General features: G+C 55.6%; 17 protein-coding genes and 1 tRNA gene. 5 read left to right on the top strand and 13 right to left on the bottom strand.

Translation table 11 applies throughout. From position 1 onward, the window contains the following. Window positions 1–75: 75 nt before the first annotated feature. The 7 genes from ARC85_RS18795 to ARC85_RS18825 all read right to left on the bottom strand — a co-directional run bounded on the left by ARC85_RS18795 (window position 76) and on the right by ARC85_RS18825 (window position 4,908). A complete protein-coding gene (locus ARC85_RS18795) occupies window positions 76–612 on the bottom strand; it encodes a hypothetical protein (RefSeq protein WP_286715845.1) in 537 nt (178 codons plus the stop codon). Window positions 613–733: 121 nt separating this feature from the next. Then, window positions 734–1,141: a putative four-helix membrane protein gene (locus tag ARC85_RS18800; RefSeq protein WP_286715847.1), complete on the bottom strand. Its 408-nt coding sequence runs from the start codon at window positions 1,139–1,141 to the stop codon at window positions 734–736. Between the two features lie 17 nt (window positions 1,142–1,158). Beyond that, window positions 1,159–1,377, bottom strand: coding sequence for a hypothetical protein (locus tag ARC85_RS18805; RefSeq protein ID WP_286715849.1), 219 nt, complete (start codon window positions 1,375–1,377; stop codon window positions 1,159–1,161). Window positions 1,378–1,513: 136 nt separating this feature from the next. Beyond that, window positions 1,514–1,954, bottom strand: coding sequence for a hypothetical protein (locus ARC85_RS18810; protein ID WP_286715851.1), 441 nt, complete (start codon window positions 1,952–1,954; stop codon window positions 1,514–1,516). A gap of 509 nt (window positions 1,955–2,463) precedes the next feature. Next, a complete protein-coding gene (locus ARC85_RS18815; protein WP_286715852.1) occupies window positions 2,464–2,835 on the bottom strand; it encodes a hypothetical protein in 372 nt (123 codons plus the stop codon). Window positions 2,836–3,366: 531 nt separating this feature from the next. Further along, on the bottom strand, window positions 3,367–3,783 hold the full coding sequence (locus ARC85_RS18820; RefSeq protein WP_286715854.1) for a hypothetical protein: 417 nt from the start codon (window positions 3,781–3,783) through the stop codon (window positions 3,367–3,369). A 531-nt stretch (window positions 3,784–4,314) separates the two neighbouring features. Next, window positions 4,315–4,908, bottom strand: coding sequence for a hypothetical protein (locus ARC85_RS18825; protein WP_286715857.1), 594 nt, complete (start codon window positions 4,906–4,908; stop codon window positions 4,315–4,317). 371 nt (window positions 4,909–5,279) lie between these two features. Here ARC85_RS18825 and ARC85_RS18830 point away from each other — a divergent pair, with 371 nt between their 5' ends. After that, a complete protein-coding gene (locus ARC85_RS18830) occupies window positions 5,280–6,269 on the top strand; it encodes an integron integrase (RefSeq protein ID WP_286715860.1) in 990 nt (329 codons plus the stop codon). Here the strand turns inward: ARC85_RS18830 and ARC85_RS18835 are convergent. Then, window positions 6,263–6,598, bottom strand: a complete 336-nt coding sequence (locus tag ARC85_RS18835; protein WP_286715862.1) for a 4a-hydroxytetrahydrobiopterin dehydratase — start codon at window positions 6,596–6,598, stop codon at window positions 6,263–6,265. The two genes, ARC85_RS18830 and ARC85_RS18835, sit on opposite strands and share 7 nt — an antisense overlap. Window positions 6,599–6,725: 127 nt before the next feature. On the opposite strand from ARC85_RS18835, the gene imuA reads away from it, so the two are divergent. From imuA to ARC85_RS18850, 3 genes are read left to right on the top strand one after another with little or no spacing between them, the layout of a single operon-like run. Next, window positions 6,726–7,418 carry a translesion DNA synthesis-associated protein ImuA gene (gene imuA / locus ARC85_RS18840; protein WP_011784491.1) on the top strand — a complete coding sequence of 231 codons (693 nt, stop codon included), beginning with the start codon at window positions 6,726–6,728 and terminating at the stop codon, window positions 7,416–7,418. A gap of 3 nt (window positions 7,419–7,421) precedes the next feature. Next, the gene (locus tag ARC85_RS18845; protein WP_023007869.1) at window positions 7,422–8,843 is read left to right on the top strand and encodes a Y-family DNA polymerase; all 1,422 of its coding nucleotides are present in this window, start codon (window positions 7,422–7,424) and stop codon (window positions 8,841–8,843) included. Beyond that, window positions 8,843–11,962 carry an error-prone DNA polymerase gene (locus ARC85_RS18850; protein WP_011784489.1) on the top strand — a complete coding sequence of 1,040 codons (3,120 nt, stop codon included), beginning with the start codon at window positions 8,843–8,845 and terminating at the stop codon, window positions 11,960–11,962. The genes ARC85_RS18845 and ARC85_RS18850 overlap by 1 nt, the downstream gene beginning before the upstream one ends. Before the next feature lie 57 nt (window positions 11,963–12,019). On the opposite strand, the gene ARC85_RS18855 is transcribed toward ARC85_RS18850, so the two are convergent. From ARC85_RS18855 to dbpA, 4 genes are all read right to left on the bottom strand, one after another. Then, window positions 12,020–13,354 carry a sodium ion-translocating decarboxylase subunit beta gene (locus tag ARC85_RS18855; protein ID WP_011784488.1) on the bottom strand — a complete coding sequence of 445 codons (1,335 nt, stop codon included), beginning with the start codon at window positions 13,352–13,354 and terminating at the stop codon, window positions 12,020–12,022. A gap of 13 nt (window positions 13,355–13,367) precedes the next feature. Beyond that, window positions 13,368–15,155, bottom strand: coding sequence for a sodium-extruding oxaloacetate decarboxylase subunit alpha (gene oadA, locus ARC85_RS18860; protein WP_011784487.1), 1,788 nt, complete (start codon window positions 15,153–15,155; stop codon window positions 13,368–13,370). 42 nt (window positions 15,156–15,197) lie between these two features. Next, complete coding sequence (locus tag ARC85_RS18865) at window positions 15,198–15,449, bottom strand: OadG family protein (RefSeq protein WP_011784486.1); 252 nt, start codon at window positions 15,447–15,449, stop codon at window positions 15,198–15,200. Between the two features lie 225 nt (window positions 15,450–15,674). Beyond that, window positions 15,675–17,048 carry an ATP-dependent RNA helicase DbpA gene (gene dbpA, locus ARC85_RS18870; protein ID WP_153741341.1) on the bottom strand — a complete coding sequence of 458 codons (1,374 nt, stop codon included), beginning with the start codon at window positions 17,046–17,048 and terminating at the stop codon, window positions 15,675–15,677. A gap of 104 nt (window positions 17,049–17,152) precedes the next feature. Here dbpA and ARC85_RS18875 point away from each other — a divergent pair, with 104 nt between their 5' ends. Then, window positions 17,153–17,689, top strand: coding sequence for a DUF2058 domain-containing protein (locus tag ARC85_RS18875; RefSeq protein ID WP_153741340.1), 537 nt, complete (start codon window positions 17,153–17,155; stop codon window positions 17,687–17,689). 100 nt (window positions 17,690–17,789) lie between these two features. Here ARC85_RS18875 and ARC85_RS18880 read toward each other — a convergent pair. Further along, window positions 17,790–17,866: transfer RNA gene (locus tag ARC85_RS18880), tRNA-Arg, on the bottom strand. Between the last annotated feature and the right edge of the window lie 75 nt (window positions 17,867–17,941).

Below are 17,941 nucleotides of genomic sequence, written 5' to 3' on the forward strand. Positions count from 1 at the left end.
CCATGGTGGCAACGAATCCTGTGCAGTTGACGATGACCGTATTATCGCTGATTTTGAGACTTATTCAGAGCCTCCTTAGAAATCTCTTTTGCTCTCAACTTGTTTACTCTCTGCTTTATCCTTTTTTAACTGGTTGGCGGACTCCAGCAAAATCATACCTTCGTCGATTTTTGTTGCCATGGACATTAAGGTCAGCTTATTTCCATTTTTATCAATCCAAACGACAACATTACGATTAAACTCAGTACCAAAACGATTTGAAACTGTTGAGTTATCAACCTTTGACGGCGCACCAAACTTTTTAGTAAATCCGCTGACCAAAACCTTGTGGATTTCAGAATTGGAGGCGAGCCTATAAGAGTCTGTTGTTCTGTCCCGTGAAGCTGAACTTTCGCCTGTAACGCAAAGTAATTGAGATAACTTTCCATCAATATATTCAGGTATACAAATAAGCTCAAAGCCGCCTATTACATACCCAAACTCCGCTTTCGCACTTTCAACCTGCTCTTGGGTAGATACATCTGGTACTAGGCCAATGATGTCAATTTGGTTAGTCCCAGCGTAAGCAGTTGTCGTACAGAGAACTGCAAGAAATGTTAGTAGCTTGATCATGGTTATCTCCTTTGTTGTTTGTCAGCATAACGCTAGCAGCATGCGCGCCCGCGGAATGTAGCCGAAGGCGCAATGTAGTGGGCGTCGCCGTGCCTGCACTGGTTATGCGGGCAAGCATCCTCTATGTTTGCCTAAGGTATAAAATTGCGGCGAAGCAGATCGCTACAACTAAGAGCCAATAGTCGTACACCGCTGAAGATCCAGCAATAAACTTGATTAATAAAAGAATAGGGGCACTCACGGCGAAGGCTGAAATCGCATAGCCTATAATTGGATAAACAATATCCGTCTCTATGCTTTTTCTCTCTATTTTTCGCCCCTCTTTTTGGCGCTTTCTTCTTTCATCAAGTGAATTCTTAATAAACCAGTAAGCGAACCAAGTAACCAAAACCACAGCCAAGATCGCTCCCAGCGGGTTACTTCCCGAGCCATATTGCTCTTCCCGCCACTCGTACCTGTTTGCATAAGAGACCAGCGGGAGTGTTAATAAGGTCAATGAAATCAATGCACTGTTATGAAATTTTATCATTTACGCCACCAACTGAATCAAGTTTCATTAACCCTTCTAACAAAATCAAGCATCTCATTTGCAGTAATTTCTGGCTGTAACTCAAATAAAAACGGTATCACTTTAAACACCTCTTCAGTGTATAGAGACTTGTTCTGGACATAATCATTTTCGATCGCAAATTCGAGCCGATCAGGAAGTTCATAACCCCATGATCTCTCGCAATATTCCATGCGCAGTTTGGTATCGTCACTCACCTCATTAAATACCCGGTCAATTGAAAGGTTCTCTCAGCAAACTGCATAACGCCGTTGTTCAGCGGTGCCCTTGTAGCGCAGCGAAAAGGGCATCCGGTGGAGGGCCGTCAGGCCCGGAACGAACTGGAACAATTTGTTAGAAATTTGAACTAATTATTGCAACCAGACCGCTAATAGCACCAACCAAACCGGTGAGCGCAGCAACCCAAGTAAGCCAACCGGAACGCCGCTCGTGCAACTCCCTTCTAATGGACCTTCGAACCTCGTCGATGCCTTTTCTGGTCAGTAACTTGCGCGAGGTAACTCGGGACTCTTCCCAGTAATTTTCATCATCCATTGGCGGAAGCGGCAGAAGTAAACGCTCTGCTTTCTCTCGGAGATATCTGGTCCACAACTCGTGGATCTCATCTTCATACAAGACATCTTCTGGCCCGTAATCAGCATAGATTTCTTGCAAATCATTGCCGGTTACACCGCGTTGCCTGGCCTCTTTCAGCCGTTTCTGTAACTGCTGACCATTTTCAGCCCTGGCTTTCTGTAGTGACCGAACTTTGGCAGCAAGGATGATTCTGTTCATACGCGATTTCTAACGCTAAGGTAACCGGCGCCGGAGCGCAGCGGAGGGAACCAAAAGCGGTACGCTTTTGGCGTCCGGTTGACCGCCTTGTTAATGGCCGTTCACCGCCGTGGTTGAGCCTGACACCCAGGCCGCATGCCCTCTCCCGGACAGCTTGCACCAACTCGACGGATGGCGAAAGGAACCAGAAAGCAAAGGCTACCCGCCCGATTACCGTTTGAGACGGACGGCCCCAAAACTGGGGCACGCCATGAATACCAACACCGCTGACTATTGTGGCAACCAAACCAGACAGCGAATTTTCCGGCCTTGGCCATCACCAGCATGAGCGGTTTTTGCAGCCAACCCTGATGCCAAGGCCTTTGCACCGCACCAGCCAAAAACGCAAAAGCGTCTGGCCGTTAACGCTTTTGTTCAGCGGCGACCTTTTTGCAGCGAAGCGGAGAAAAGGGCGTCCGGTGGAGGGCCGCCAGGCCCGGAACGAACTGCAACAACTGGTTAGGCATTACTCAATTTCCAGCACCGCAAGGGGCAGCAGGCAGTTGGCCTGCTAAAGTTCGCTGCCAATCGGTAGCAACTTCCTTGGAACTGAATGTCCCATGTAACTCCCCGCTAGGAATTGGCACCCAGATTGTCGACCTCGAAAATTCACGATCACCGACAATAATGCGGATCATTTTGCCGGTTTTTGCTTCCGTGAAGCCCCCCAAACTGTTGGTACCAATTCCTGTTAATTTGACGAATACCGGCCAGCCAAGATCTGTCTGCTCCCCAGCTACAGCTTTCTCCACGTAGGCCGAGCAAAGATTAAACTCCTGCTCAGTCTCGGCCGATGCAACGGCAGGGAAAGCCAGTAAAAGAACAGCAATCCAACTCATCATGACCAGTGCCTGCCTAACGCCTGCATAAACGGCGGCTTTTACGCAGCGAAGCGGAGTAAAAGCCGTCCGGTGGAGGGCCGTCGGCCCGGAACGCATTTGATGCACTGGTTAGCTGGGGGTAACGATGAAGACCAATCCCTGGCTAACAACTCGACGGCATGCTCCGCTGCCCTGGCACCAACATATGCCGATGCACTTTGATTGAAAATACCGCCACCGAAGCGGCGAATGAACCTGAACTTCAGAGTAGCAGGTAAGCAAGGAACCAGGTTTCGCCGGACAGCCCCGCAAGGTAAACACCCAAGCTTTTACCATCACCGCTGACCGACTGAGCTGCCAATCTGACGACGGATTTCGACGGCCTTGGCGAGCCACCAACATTGCCGGTTTTGCTGCCCGCATACGGCCAAGGCCACTGGCACCGAACAACCCAAAAGGAACAGCGCACTACACAGCTAACGCTTGCAGCATGCGCGCCATTGGAATGGAGCCGAAGGCGCAATGAAAAGGGCGTCGCTGTGCCTGCACTTGTTACACAGCACCGAAATTCCCCCTAAGAATGAACACAATAGGCGTCAGCAGGATGAACGCGACAACGAATGCTGGGAACATTGATCGAGCTAACAGTGTTAAAAAAGTCGGTTTGGTATGCAAAACGACTCCAGGAAGCTCATCCGAAATCCAAACTGCCATCTCGGTACCAACCACTAATTCCTCGTCGGGTGTGCAAGGGGGAGGAGCGATAAAATGGATAGGCCCCCTCCCTTCAACCCTGATGCCCAGTTGAACTAACCGATCTAGAGCAGCACGATGATTCTGCTCAACCATTGCTGAGGTCTGTCTGGCCCCAGACAATGGCTTTAGCTGCGAAAAACGCACCAGTGCGATCAGCAAAAAGATCGCTGATACCGCTATTAAATAGTAAACGACGAACTCGGTTGTATTCATGCGGTGTAACGCTTAGCTTAGCGGCGCCCTTGCAATGGAGGCGAAGCCGCAATGAAAAGGGCGTCCGGCGGCCATCGGCCGCGAACTACAGCGACTGGTTAGCTGGGGGTAACTGTGAAGCCCGATACCTGGCAACCAACAAGACGGCATGCACCGCTGCCCTGGCACCGAAAACCGCCGATGCACTGTGATTGAAACCACCGCCAACGATGCGGTGAATGAACCTGAACTTCAGACTAGCCGACCCAGACCCAATTTTCGGTGAACGACCCCACAAGGCAAGCACCGACTTTTATACCAACACCGGAACCAGATTGAGCTGCCAATCTGACCACGGATTCTGACGGCCTTGGCGAACCACAAAACTTTCCGATTTTGCTACCCGTTTGCGGCCAAGGCCCGATGGCACCCAGCCACCAAAAACGACAAAGGCACTACCAGCTAACACTTTTGTTTAGCGGCGACTACGGAGCGCAGCGTAGTAGGCGTCCGGTGGAGGGCCGCAGGCCCGGAACAAACTACAACAACTGGTTAAGAAATATGGCCTAATACCGCTCCGTAAATGACGATCAATACGCCAAATACCTGCTGCTTTAATCCACCAAGGGTGGTGTTATCCAGTTTACCCTCGATACCTCTAATGCCAGCTTGATTTTCAGCGACTTTAGATAAAAGCTCATTTTTCACATCAGATACTAGCCTTTTGACAGACTCTTCCCTCTGGTGCATCTCCTTGTAGGCTTCATCAACTTGACGCTCAAGCTCCCCGACTCTCTCCTCCAAGGTAATCGCTCTACGCTTTACTCGACCGCTACCTGAAGCAGAAATGCCAATCTCGGCTTTCAAGGAAACTTGGACGGTTTTCGGCTTACTCCAAAGAGGACAGTTTCGAAACCACTGTCCAATTAACAACCAAATATTTTGGCCACGCAATGCAGCGAGGTTGCTATCAATCGAGTAGAGAACCATCAATCCGCCGATAATTTGGAGCCCCAATGAAAAAACCGTGTTCGTTTCTTCTACTTTTTGTGGAAATGCCTGCAATGACACCCGGTGTGCTCCAACGATCAATGCCGCTGCCCAAATGGGCCAAGCATCCATAAACCATCGGTAAAACCGCTTCATACACGTTCCCTGATATTCTTAACAGCTAATTATACGAACCCGTTCGTATAACACGCATTCGTATAACTCCAAAAATCGCGGCCCTAACAATCCCCAGCTTCACCAATAAAATCAGCAGATTACCTGAACCCACCACGGCTACCGCCGGAGTTATACGCCCATTTTCGAGCCACCCCTGCTCCAGATTGGGGGCGTATAACTCCGCACGCCCGCACATTCCTTTTCAAACTTATCAGAAGGTTAGCAACATTTCTCCCTGGTTTCCCGGAGTTTTGCGAACGCGTTCGTATAACTCCGCTTCTGGATACTTGATTGACAAACCTGAAAAATTAAATACTGTATATTTATACATGATCATTGAGGACCAGGATATGGACATCCGCTGCCCGATTTCTCCGCAATCCACACGCTTTCTGGATCGGCTCAGAAACTTTATTCGACTTCGCGGTCTCGCCTACAAAACCGAGAAAACCTATGTGTTCTGGATCAAGCGCTTTATCCGCTTCCATGGTCGAAAACACCCGGAATCTATGGGCACAGCGGAGGTGGAGGCATTTCTTTCTCATCTGGTTCTGCAGGCCAATGTCAGCGTGGCTACCCAGCGTGTTGCGTTGAATGCTCTGACTTTTCTGTACCGGGAGTTCCTGGGTACACCACTGGAAAACCTCGAGTATGAAGCGGCAAAAAAGCCCAAAAGGCTCCCGGTTGTTTTCAGTCCGGATGAGGCGCGGCGGGTAATTGATAATCTGGAGGGCGAATTCAAGCTGGTGGCCATGCTGATCTACGGTGCGGGCCTGAGGATTAACGAAGCTCTTCGCTTACGTGTCAAAGACGTCGATTTCGGCATGCAGCAGTTAATCGTTCGCGAAGGGAAAGGCAGCAAAGATCGAGTAACACTCCTGCCAGACCGTCTGATTCAACCACTGCAAGATCAGATTCATGCGGCACTTATGCAGCACCAGGCTGATTTGGCCAAAGGCTGTGGCTCGGTGTATATGCCGGCCGGCTTGTCCAAAAAATACCCCAACGCCAGTCAGGAACCGGATTGGCAGTATGTTTTTCCCGCGCTGGATCTTTCTATTGATCCTCGTTCGGGTATCCGGCGAAGACACCACATGATGGATCGAACTGTGCAGAAGCACTTCAAACACGCTATCAGGAAGGCGGGCATTCATAAGCCGGCGGGCAGCCATACCTTTCGGCATAGCTTTGCCACCAGGCTACTGGAATCGGGCTACGATTTACGGACCATTCAGAAACTGCTCGGGCATTCCGATGTCCGCACCACGGAAATTTATACCCACGTTGTTCGCAAGGGTGGCTTTGGTGTTCGCAGCCCGGTAGACGAAGCCTTTCAATAGAGCTCGTCGGTTCTGGCGGCCATGATGAAATCGTTTTTGTGCAGGCCTCCGATTTTATGGGTCCACCAGCGTACGGTGGCTTTCCCCCATTCCAACAGTATCGCGGGGTGGTGGCCTTCTTCTTCCGCCAGGTCCGCCACTTTGTTGGTAAAGGCCTGGGCCTGGACAAAGTTTTTGAAGGTAAACACCCGCTGTAACTGCTCTTCCCCATCCTGAACGATCAACTGCCATTCAGGCACGTCTTTCAACAGGGTCTGCTTTTCAGCATCCGTGACCTGGGGTGCATCGGCACTGCAGGCGCTGCAGCCTTGCTGGCCAAGATTCGACATAGCGTCCTCCACTATATTTGTGGCTTCAACCACATCGTGGGTGCCCGCCCGTCGTTTATCAACCCGGCAGTTGAAATCGACCCTCTTTCCGAATACTGTATATATAAACAGTACTCGAGAAATAAGCATGAGCAAATCACTCAACCACCTGCTTCAGGACGCCCGTATCTGGCAGGGTCATAAGCCCCAGAAACACGCCTCTCCGGCGGAGCACACGGGGTATCAGGTTCTGGATAACCAACTTGGTGGGCTCGGCTGGCCCAAGGGTGCCTTGAGTGAATGCCTGCTGGACAGCTGTGGCATTGGCGAGCTGCACCTGGTACTTCCGCTTATGCAGAAGGTCGCCAGGCAGGGAAAAACCATTTTCTGGCTGAACCCGCCCCACACACCTTATGCCCCGGCGCTGGCCAGGGCTGGCGTAAATACCGATCAACTGGTGCTGGTTCAAACTCACGATTCCGCTGACTTTCTGTGGACACTGGAAAACTGCCTGCGCTCCCCTGTCACAGGCCTGGTGATGGCCTGGCCGGGGAAGTTGGCCACCCGGGATATCCGCCGGCTGCAACTGGCTTCCGAAGCGGGTAACAATGTCTGCATTCTGTTTCGGGAACGTCGGCAGGCAGAGCAGCATTCACCGGCCGCACTTCGGCTGGAGCTGATTCCCGGAGAACACCAGGATCTCAAGATCAACATTCTGAAACGCCGTGGTAGCTGGCCAGGACAGCGCTGCACTCTTGCCCTTGGGCATCGCGCGGGCATTCAGGCCAGCGACCCCACTGGTGTTATTCAGGGACCATGGTCACAGGATGGAGCCACCTGATTCATGTTGTGGCTGTATCTGCACTTCCCTCACCTGCTGCTGGATCATGTTCGCCGCAGCCAGCAAACTCAGGGCGCACTTGCGGTGGTCGATCTTGCCGGGCAGGCTATTCTGCAGGTTTGCCCAGAAGCCGATCACCTGGGTATTCGGCCGGGCATGCGCCTCAAGACCGCACTGGGCCTGGCACCAGACCTGGTGATTCTGCATCTCGATTCTCAACAGGAAGCCAATCTGCTGGAAGAGCAGGCCCGCTGGCTATACCGTTACGCGGCCCACATTACCCTGTCGCCGCCGCACGGTCTGTGGGCTGAAGTCAGCAGCCTCCAGCGGCTATATGGCGGGCTTCCCGCCGTTTGGCAAACGGTCGAGCAGGCTCTGGCAGAGCGGCAACTCACTGCCTGGCTGGCTCTTGGGCATACGCCACTGGCGGCTCAGCTCCTTGCGCAAGCAGGCAAAGGCGAGTGCACCGCAGACAAAGGCCACATTCTGACGGCCCTGGGCAAACTGCCTCTGGTGGCTGCGGGTTTTGATGAAAAATCCTGTACCCGCCTGCATCGCCTGGGACTGAATACGCTGGCTGAAGTCTTCAATCTGCCAGCCCGGGAACTGGCACGGAGGCTATCCCCGGAGCTGCTGGCACGTATACAAAAAGCCCAGGGCACCAGGCCAGACCCCAAATCGCCCTGGCACCCCCCGCACCGATTCCGCCAGCGGGCCGATTTTATTCAGGAAGTGGAGCATGCCCAGGGGCTTTTGTTCGCGCTGCAGCGGATTCTGACCGAGCTGGAAGAAGACCTGTGCTGGCGCCAACAGGACACCGACACCCTGCATCTTTTACTCCAACACCGGCACGAAGAAGCCACCCGGTTAACGTTGCGAACGACTGGCCCGGAGCATCGGGCAGAGAGCTTTCTGAAACTGCTGCGCCTGAAACTGGATCAGCACCCGCTGCGGGCACCGGTGATCAGTCTGTCCCTGTCGGTAAAGCGGTTTCTGGGCCGGGAAGCCCCGGTTGGCCAGGACCTCCTGGGCGATGGTCAGGACCTGAATGAAGCCTGGCATACGCTGGCCAGTCGTTTACAGGCCCGCCTTGGTACTGAGGCATTGCAACAGCTTGCACCGCGGGCAGACCACCGCCCGGAGTTTGCCTGGACAGCCTCCGCCATAAAACCGGCCAGCAGGCACAGCGAAACACCAGAGGTCTCTGGCCTGCCTGCGCGCCCTTTATGGCTGTTATCCACGCCGCACCCACTGGCAGAACCTCCGGCCAGATGGTTCTCGGGGCCGGAACGCATCAGTGCTGGCTGGTGGGACGGCCAGCGGGTGCACCGTGACTACTATATTGCCCAGTTGTCCAGCGGTCAGTTGGCGTGGGTGTTCCGGGATATTCGCGATGGCTGGTACATACACGGGTGGTTTGGCTGATGGATTCTGATTACGCCGAGCTGTTCTGCTTCAGCAACTTCACCTTCCTGACCGGCGCCTCCCATCCCCATGAACTGGCTGAGCAAGCCGCGGAGCTTGGCTATCGGGCAATTGCCATCACCGATGCCTGTTCGGTGGCAGGCATCCCCAGAGCCTGGGCAGCCCTTAAAGACAGCCCGGTAAAGCTGATTACCGGGAGCTGGTTCGAACTGAGCGATACTCCCGAGGGCGCCACTGCCCCACCCCGGTTCATACTGCTGGCTCGAACCCGCGAGGGCTACGGTCAGCTTTGCCAATTGATCACCACCGGGCGGCGACGCGCTGAGAAAGGGCAATACCGGTTATTTACCCGGGACATCGAAACCCATTCGCTGGACCACTGCCTCTGCCTGTGGCTGCCACCGCTGGTATCACAAACCAACGCGCACCAGGCATTGATCACCGGCGAATGGCTGCAACGGATTTTCGAGCACAGGCTACGCCTTGCAGCGACCCGTACACTGGAAGCCGGCGAGGAACAGCAACTGGTCCGCGTACGGTGGTTAGCTGAGCAAATGCGCTGCGCAGTGGTGGCAACCGGCCAGGTGCATATGCATCGCCGCGAACGCCAGCCATTACAGGACGTGCTGACAGCTCTGCGCCACCACACCACGCTGGAACAGGCCGGACACTGCCTGTTTCAGAATGCCGAGCGTTATTTGCGCCCGATACCGGTTATCCGGCGATTATTCCCCGAGCCCTGGGTTCGGGAGACCGTGGCAATCGCCGAAGCCTGCAGCTTTGAGCCTGGCAGCCTGCGTTACGAATACCCTCCCGATTTAGTGCCGGAACACGAAACACCCACATCGTTTCTGGCGCGACTCACCCGGGAGGGTGAACGGCGGCGTTACCCATCGGGCACACCCATGAAGGTGCAGGCACTGATTCGCAAAGAACTGGAGCTGATTGCCGAACTGCGCTACGAACACTATTTTCTCACCATCCACGACATCGTCGACTTTGCCCGGCGCCAGGGCATTCTTTGCCAGGGCCGGGGATCCGCGGCCAATTCCGCGGTCTGTTACTGCCTGGGCATCACCGAGGTGAACCCGGCCAATGTGGAACTTCTGTTTGAACGGTTCATCTCCAAAGACCGGGATGAGCCCCCCGACATCGATGTGGATTTCGAGCACGAACGGCGTGAAGAGGTTATTCAGTACATTTACCAGCGCTACGGCCGTGAGCGGGCCGCCCTGGCCGCCACCGTGATTCGTTATCGCCCCCGCAGCGCCATTCGGGATGTCGGCAAGGCGCTGGGCTTTGATGCCACACTGGTGGAGAAGCTGCTGGATGGCATCGACTGGCGTGACAAGACCACCGGCTGGCGCCAGCAGATTCTGGACAAGGGCCTGACCCGCAGCCCCAACGTCGCGGATCAGTTCTTCACGCTGGTGAACACCTTGCTGGGCTTTCCACGCCACCTGTCCCAGCACGTGGGCGGTTTCGTGATCAGCGCCGGCCCGCTTTCAGAACTGGTGCCTGTCGAGAATGCCGCCATGGAAGGGCGCACGGTTATCCAGTGGGACAAGGACGACCTGGAAAGCCTGGGGCTGATGAAGGTGGATGTCCTGGCCCTGGGCATGCTCACCGCCATTCGCAAAGCACTGGCGCTGATCAGTGAAGAGAAAGGCACGACGTTTACCATTCAGGACGTCCCTCAGGAAGACCCTGACACCTACGCCATGCTGCAAAAAGGCGACAGTATCGGTGTCTTTCAGGTGGAGTCCCGCGCCCAGATCAACATGCTCCCGCGGCTGAAACCGGAAACCTGGTACGACCTTGTGATCGAAGTCGCCATCGTTCGCCCGGGCCCCATACAAGGCGACATGGTGCACCCCTACCTGCGCCGAAAACACGGCATGGAAGCAGTAGAATACCCCAACGATGCCGTACGCCAGGTGCTGGAGCGCACCCTCGGGGTGCCGATCTTCCAGGAACAGGTCATCAAACTGGCCATGGTCGCCGCCGGTTTCAGTGCGGGCGAAGCCGACAAACTTCGCCGTGCCATGGCAGCCTGGAAATCCCATGGCGATCTGACACCTTTCCGCGACAAACTGATTCAGGGCATGCTGGAGCGGGGCCACGATGCCGACTTCGCCGAGCGCCTGTACAAACAGATCTGCGGCTTTGGTGGCTATGGATTTCCGGAATCCCATGCCGCCAGCTTTGCCTTACTGGTGTACGTCTCTGCCTGGATCAAACGCCACCATCCGGCAGCATTCTATTGCGCCTTGCTCAACAGCCAGCCAATGGGCTTTTACTCGCCCAGCCAACTGGTTCAGGATGCCCGGCGCCACAACGTTACCGTGCTGCCACCAGACGTCAACCACAGCCAGTGGCAGCACACCCTGCAAGGTCCGGAGCAGCACCTGCGCCTTGGCCTTAGAATCATTCAAGGCCTGCCTCGCAATGGCGCCGAGCGCGCCCACCAGAACCGCCCGGCAAACGGTTACCAAAGCGCCGCCGAACTGCGCACCCGAGCTGGCCTCAACCAGAGTGACATGGAACTTCTCGCCGGCGCCAACGCCATGCCCGGCTTCACCAGCAACCGCCACCAGGCTTACTGGCAACTGCTCGAACACGAAGAACCCGCCGAGCTCTTCGCTAACGAAGCCATGACCGAATACACACCGGAACCCTGCCACCTGCTCCCGGAGCCCACCGAAGGGCAAAACGTACTGGCCGACTACAGCAGCCAGGGCTTAACACTACAAAGACATCCCCTTGCCCTGCTCCGCGAACAAGGCCACCTGCGCCATTGCCTCACCGCCGACCAACTCAAAGCCACCCGCCCCGGCATCCCCGTACAAGTAGCCGGCCTGGTCACCGGGCGCCAACGGCCCGGCACCGCTTCCGGCGTCACCTTCGTCACCCTTGAAGACGAAACCGGCAACGTCAACGTCGTCGTCTGGCTAGACACCGCCCGCCGCCAACGCAAACCGTTGCTCACCGCCCGGTTGTTACACGTAAAAGGAGTTATCGAAAAAGAGGGGGATATCGTTCATGTCATGGCCGGCAAGCTGTCTGACTTGAGCCATCTGATTAACTCGCTACCGGTCAGCTCCCGGGATTTCCACTGACCCAAAACGAAAAGCCCCGCCAAAGGCGGGGCTTTTCAACGCAAACCGTACGAATGATCAGCTCAGAAGCTTGATCATCACACCGGCTGCCACTGCAGAGCCGATAACACCGGCCACGTTCGGACCCATAGCGTGCATCAGCAGGAAGTTCTGCGGGTTGGCCTCCAGGCCCACCTTGTTGGACACACGCGCCGCCATGGGTACCGCGGATACGCCCGCGGAGCCAATCAACGGGTTGATCGGTTCCTTGCTGAACTTGTTCATCAGTTTCGCCATCAGTACACCGGAAGCGGTACCCACACCGAAAGCCACAATACCCAGGCCCAGGATACCCAGCGTCTGGCCATCCAGGAACTTGTCGGCCATCAGCTTGGAGCCAACAGACAGGCCCAGGAAGATGGTTACGATGTTGATCAGCGCGTTCTGTGCGGTATCGCTCAGCCGCTCAACCACGCCACACTCACGCATCAGGTTACCGAAGCAGAACATACCCAGCAGCGGAGCCGCATCGGGCAGGAACAGAACCACAGCAATCAGAACAACCAGAGGGAAGACGATCTTCTCTTTCTTGCTCACGGGACGGAGCTGGGTCATTTTGATCGCACGTTCTTTTTCGCTGGTCAAAGCCTTCATGATCGGGGGCTGAATCATCGGCACCATCGCCATGTATGCATAGGCGGAGACTGCAATCGCACCCAGCAGGTGCGGAGCCAGCACGCTCGCTACATAGATGGAAGTGGGGCCATCAGCGCCACCAATAATGCCGATCGCAGCGGCTTCAAGGATGTTGAAGTCCAATACCCCGGTCCAATCCAGCAGCGCCGCACCAATCACGGTACCGAAGATACCGAACTGAGCCGCTGCACCCAGAAGCATGGTCTTGGGGTTCGCCAGCAACGGACCAAAATCCGTCATTGCACCAACACCCATGAAGATCAACAGCGGCCCGACTGTGCTACCAATAACCACAGAGTAGAAGTTATAGAGCATGCCGTTGCCGTAGCCGAAATCCTGGGCAATGGAATTAGCCATCGCCATTTCGGAGTAACTGGCTTCTTTAACCGCCACCTTGAACGCGTCTTTGAGTTCAGGCGTAATCGCTTGTCCAACCTGATAAGCGACGTCCAGCGGTGCCGCCAGCGCAGCCAGAATCTCGGATTTGCCACCTTGCAGCGCAAAGTGAATGGCGTTCTCCGCCGCAGTCAGGGCAAGCCCTGCCTCCGGAATATTCGCCAGAATACCGCCAAACCCGATGGGCACCAGCAGCAACGGCTCAAAACCCTTGCGAATGGCAAGGAAGAGAAGCAGCAGGCCGATGGCGATCATGATCACCTGGCCGAGCTCGATGTTGAACAGGCCACTGCCTGTCCACAGTGTCATTAATTTATCCATGGAATGCTGGCCCTTATGCGATTGTCAGCATTTCATCATCAGGGGAGACGGCATCACCGACCTTGATGAAGACTTCGCCGATAGTACCGGCTTTCGGTGCGCGAACCTCGGTTTCCATCTTCATGGCTTCGAGGATAATCAGCACGTCACCTTCCTCAACGGTGTCACCCGGGGAAACCAGAACCTTGAAGATGTTACCGCCCAGCGGCGCCACCAGAGGCTCGCCTTCGCCTGCCGCCGGAGCAGGTGCAGAGGAAGCGGCCGGAGCAGACGCGGTGCCACCGTCACCCTGGATCTGGGTAATCTCGCCACCTTCAGAAACCGCCACCACAAACTTCTTGCCGTTAACTTCAACGGTGTAAGTCTCCGGGCCCGCGGCTTTCTTGGCCGGTGCGGCGTCTTCTGCGGTCGGTACCGGCTCGAACGCATCCGGGTTGTTGCGGTTCTCCAGGAACTTCAGGCCGATCTGCGGGAACAGCGCGTACGTCAGCACGTCGTCTTCGAGGTTGTCGGCCAGCTTGATACCCTTCTCGTCCGCCAGCTTCTTCAGTTCGTCGGTCAGCTTGTCCATTTCTGGCTCAAGCACATCTGCAGGACGACAGGTCATGACTTCCTTGCCATCCAGTACACGCTCCTGAAGCTCTTTATTCATAGGGGCTGGCGCTGCGCCGTACTCACCCTTCAGAATGGCGGAGGTTTCCTTGGAGATGGACTTGTAACGCTCGCCGGTCAGAACATTCAGTACCGCCTGGGTGCCGACAATCTGCGAGGTCGGGGTCACCAGCGGAATGAAGCCCAGGTCTTCACGAACCTTGGGAATTTCTTCCAGCACCTGGTCAAACTTGTCGCTTGCGTTCTGCTCACGCAGCTGGTTTTCCATGTTAGTCAGCATGCCGCCCGGTACCTGAGCAATCAGGATGCGGGAATCAGTGCCGCGCAGGCTGCCCTCAAACTTCGCATACTTCTTGCGCACCTGGCGGAAATAGGCGGCAATTTCTTCCAGCAGGTTCAGATCAAGACCGGTGTCACGATCGGTACCTTCCAGGATGGCCACAACCGCCTCGGTGGGCGAGTGACCATAGGTCATGCTCATGGAGGAAATAGCAGTATCCACGTTATCGATACCGGCTTCCGCAGCCTTGATGGCGGTAGCGGTCGACATGCCGGTGGTGGCGTGGCACTGCATGTGGATAGGGATATCCAGCTCTTTCTTCAGGCGGCTGACCAGATCATAGGCCACATACGGCTTGAGAATACCGGCCATGTCCTTGATCGCGATGGAATCTGCGCCCATGTCGGCGACTTCTTTCGCCAGATCTACCCACATATCGATGGTGTGCACAGGGCTGGTGGTGTAAGCAATCGTACCCTGGGCATGCTTGCCGGTCTTGCGAACGGCCTTGATCGCGCGATCCATGTTGCGGGGATCGTTCATGGCATCAAAAATACGGAACACGTCTACGCCGTTCTCGGCGGCACGCTCACAGAAACGGTCAACCACATCATCCGCATAGTGACGATAGCCCAACAGGTTCTGGCCGCGCAGAAGCATCTGCTGGCGAGTATTGGGCATGGCTTTTTTAAGTTCGCGGATGCGCTCCCAGGGGTCTTCGCCCAGGTAACGGATACAGGCATCAAAGGTAGCCCCACCCCAGGATTCCAGCGACCAGAAACCCACTTTGTCGAGTTTCTCGGCGATTGGCAGCATGTCGTCCAGACGCATGCGGGTGGCGAGCAGGGATTGGTGGGCGTCACGCAGAATTACGTCCGTAATCCCCAGCGGTTTTTTCGTGTCAGTCATCGTGTCAGCCTTCTGTTAAAAGGTTCTAATCGTGTACCGGGGTCACTTCTTGTGGCGTGACCGGTATTGTGCAATCGCCTTCTTGATGGCCTCGGCGGTGTCAGGGTCAACCGACGTGGGCGCCTTCGGCTTGGCACGTGGCGTTCTGGCCGGGGTTGCCGGCTCTGGCGGCGCAAACCGCAGGATGATTTTGGACATCAGGCCGGTCGCGAATACCAGAATAATCAGGAACACGAACACGAAGCCCATGCCGGCAATCATCAAGTCTACGGCTTGTGACATCAGCTCATTCATATCGAACAGCTACCTGTATTGGTTTGTTGATTTCCCCGTACCGCCCGACAAGCCACCACTAAAACTAAAGTCTAATGGCCCGGCGGAACAATTCGGGAGGCAAAATCCTGCGTAATTTACCGTTTTCAATGACCAGGAGCAACCTGAAGCACGCATTTCTATAGGGACTTTCCGAGCGTCCCGGCCTGAAATGACAGCTGCTGAGACAATCTCACCCAGCTCTAATCATGCATATCTAACCCGGAATTTCCGGCCTTTCACCTTACCTTTCTCCAGCCGCGCCAGCGCCTGGGACGCCCACCGGGACTCAACCGCCACGAAGCACTGAAAATCGAACAGGTCGATTTTGCCAACGGCAGCGCCGGGAATACCAGCCTCGCCGGTAAGAGCTCCCATCACGTCGCCAGGGCGCACCTTGTCTTTGCGACCGCCAGCCAGGCACAGCGTTTTCATGGCCGGCGTAACCGGGCGCAACGCCTCCGCCAGCAACGCCTCCGTATCGCCCCACAACACCGGCTCGCCCCGCTCCGCTTCCAGGCGCGTAATCTTGTGGCCCTGGCGCGGAGTGCAAAGAGTAACCGCATGCCCCTGCTCGCCTGCCCGGCCGGTACGGCCCACCCGATGGGTGTGCACCTCGGGATCCCGCGCAGGCTCGGCATTGATGACCAGTGGTAGCCCTTTGATATCGAGCCCTCTTGCCGCCACATCGGTAGCCACCAGTACCGTACAACTCTGGTTGGCAAATCGAACCAGAGCGCTGTCCCGTTCACGCTGGTCCAGATCGCCGTGTAGCGACAACGCCGAAAAGCCAAGACGACCCAGTTCATCCGACAGCTCATCACAGTCCCGTTTGGTGGTACAAAACACCAGAGACGACACCGGCTGGAAACGGGAAAGCAGCGCTGCCACGGCCGCCGCCCGCTGATCCGGCTGAATTTCGTAAAAGGATTCTTCAATGGTGATGGTGGCCGCTTTTGATTCCACCCGCACATCTTCCGGCTTGCTCTGGAATTGCTCGCTCAGCTTTCTGATGGCCGGCGGCCAGGTGGCGGAGAACAGCAGCGTCTGCCTGCCACCGGGGGCTTGGGAGACAATGCTGGTGACCACCTCCTCGAACCCCATATCCAGCATACGGTCCGCCTCGTCCAGCACCAGCACTTTCAAGCCATCCAGCGAAAGCGTACCTTTGCGCAAGTGGTCATCTACCCGGCCAGGGGTACCCACGACGATATGAGCGCCATGGCTGAGCGACCCGATCTGAGGGCCGATAGGCACACCACCACACAACGTCAGCACCTTCACGTTATCTTTGGCCCGTGCCAGCTCTCGCAACGCTTTGGCCACCTGATCCGCCAGTTCCCGGGTGGGACAAAGAACAAGACTCTGAACCTGGAAGCGTCGCGGAACGATGGTCTCGATAATCGGTATCCCGAACGCCGCTGTCTTGCCGCTGCCGGTTTGCGCCATGGCAATCACGTCCTTGCCCGCCAACGCAAGCGGAACTGCCTCTGCCTGAACCGGCGTGGGTTGCTGGTAACCCAATTGATCAAGATTGGCCTGCATGGCCGCGGAAAGACCAAGCGCTTTAAAAGATGACATAGAAAAATCCGTGGGGTGGGTTGTGATGGGTTATTGAGAGAATGCTGACGGCGTATACTTAACGTTTGATCGCACCAGTTTATCATGAATTCACGGAGTCGCTGATGGCCTCACTGCAGGAACAGTTATTAAAGGCCGGGCTGGCCGACGAAAAGAAAGCCCGGGAAGTACGAAATGAAAAACGAAAACAGAGAAAGCAACAGCCCAAAGGCGCCACGACCGTAAACGAAGCCGAAGAGCGCGCCCGCAAGGCTCGCCAGGAAAAGGCCGAGCGGGATCGGCAGCTCAACCTTGAGCGCAAGAAAGAGGCTGAGAAAAAGGCGATTCAGGCACAGATTCGGCAGCTGATTGAAACCAATCGCCTGGACCGGAGCCGCGGCGAAACCTCCTACCAGTTTGTCGACGGCAAGAAGATCAAGAAGATTCTGGTGAACGAACAGATGGTGGACCAACTCTCTCGCGGCCGTCTGGCCATTGTGGCGCTGGGTGACAACTATGAGATTGTCCCGGACAGGGTGGCCCGGAAGATTATGGAGCGCGACGAGAGCGCCATCATCTCAATGCATGACCGAAAACAGGATGACGCAGGCGAAGACGACCCGTATGCAGGGTATGAAATCCCCGACGATTTGATGTGGTAAAGACAATAAAAAACCCCGCACAAGGCGGGGTTTTTTTATTTTGTATAGCAAAACGCCTCAGCCTGTGAGGTACACAAACTGAGGCGCTTTGATTTTAATATGGCGCGGCTGGGAGGATTCGAACCTCCGACCGCCTGGTTCGTAGCCAGGTACTCTATCCAGCTGAGCTACAGCCGCTTGAAACTGATTTGCGATGTTGGCGCGGCTGGGAGGATTCGAACCTCCGACCGCCTGGTTCGTAGCCAGGTACTC

Source organism: Marinobacter sp. tcs-11 (genome assembly GCF_002049515.1).
Lineage (GTDB): Bacteria > Pseudomonadota > Gammaproteobacteria > Pseudomonadales > Oleiphilaceae > Marinobacter > Marinobacter nauticus.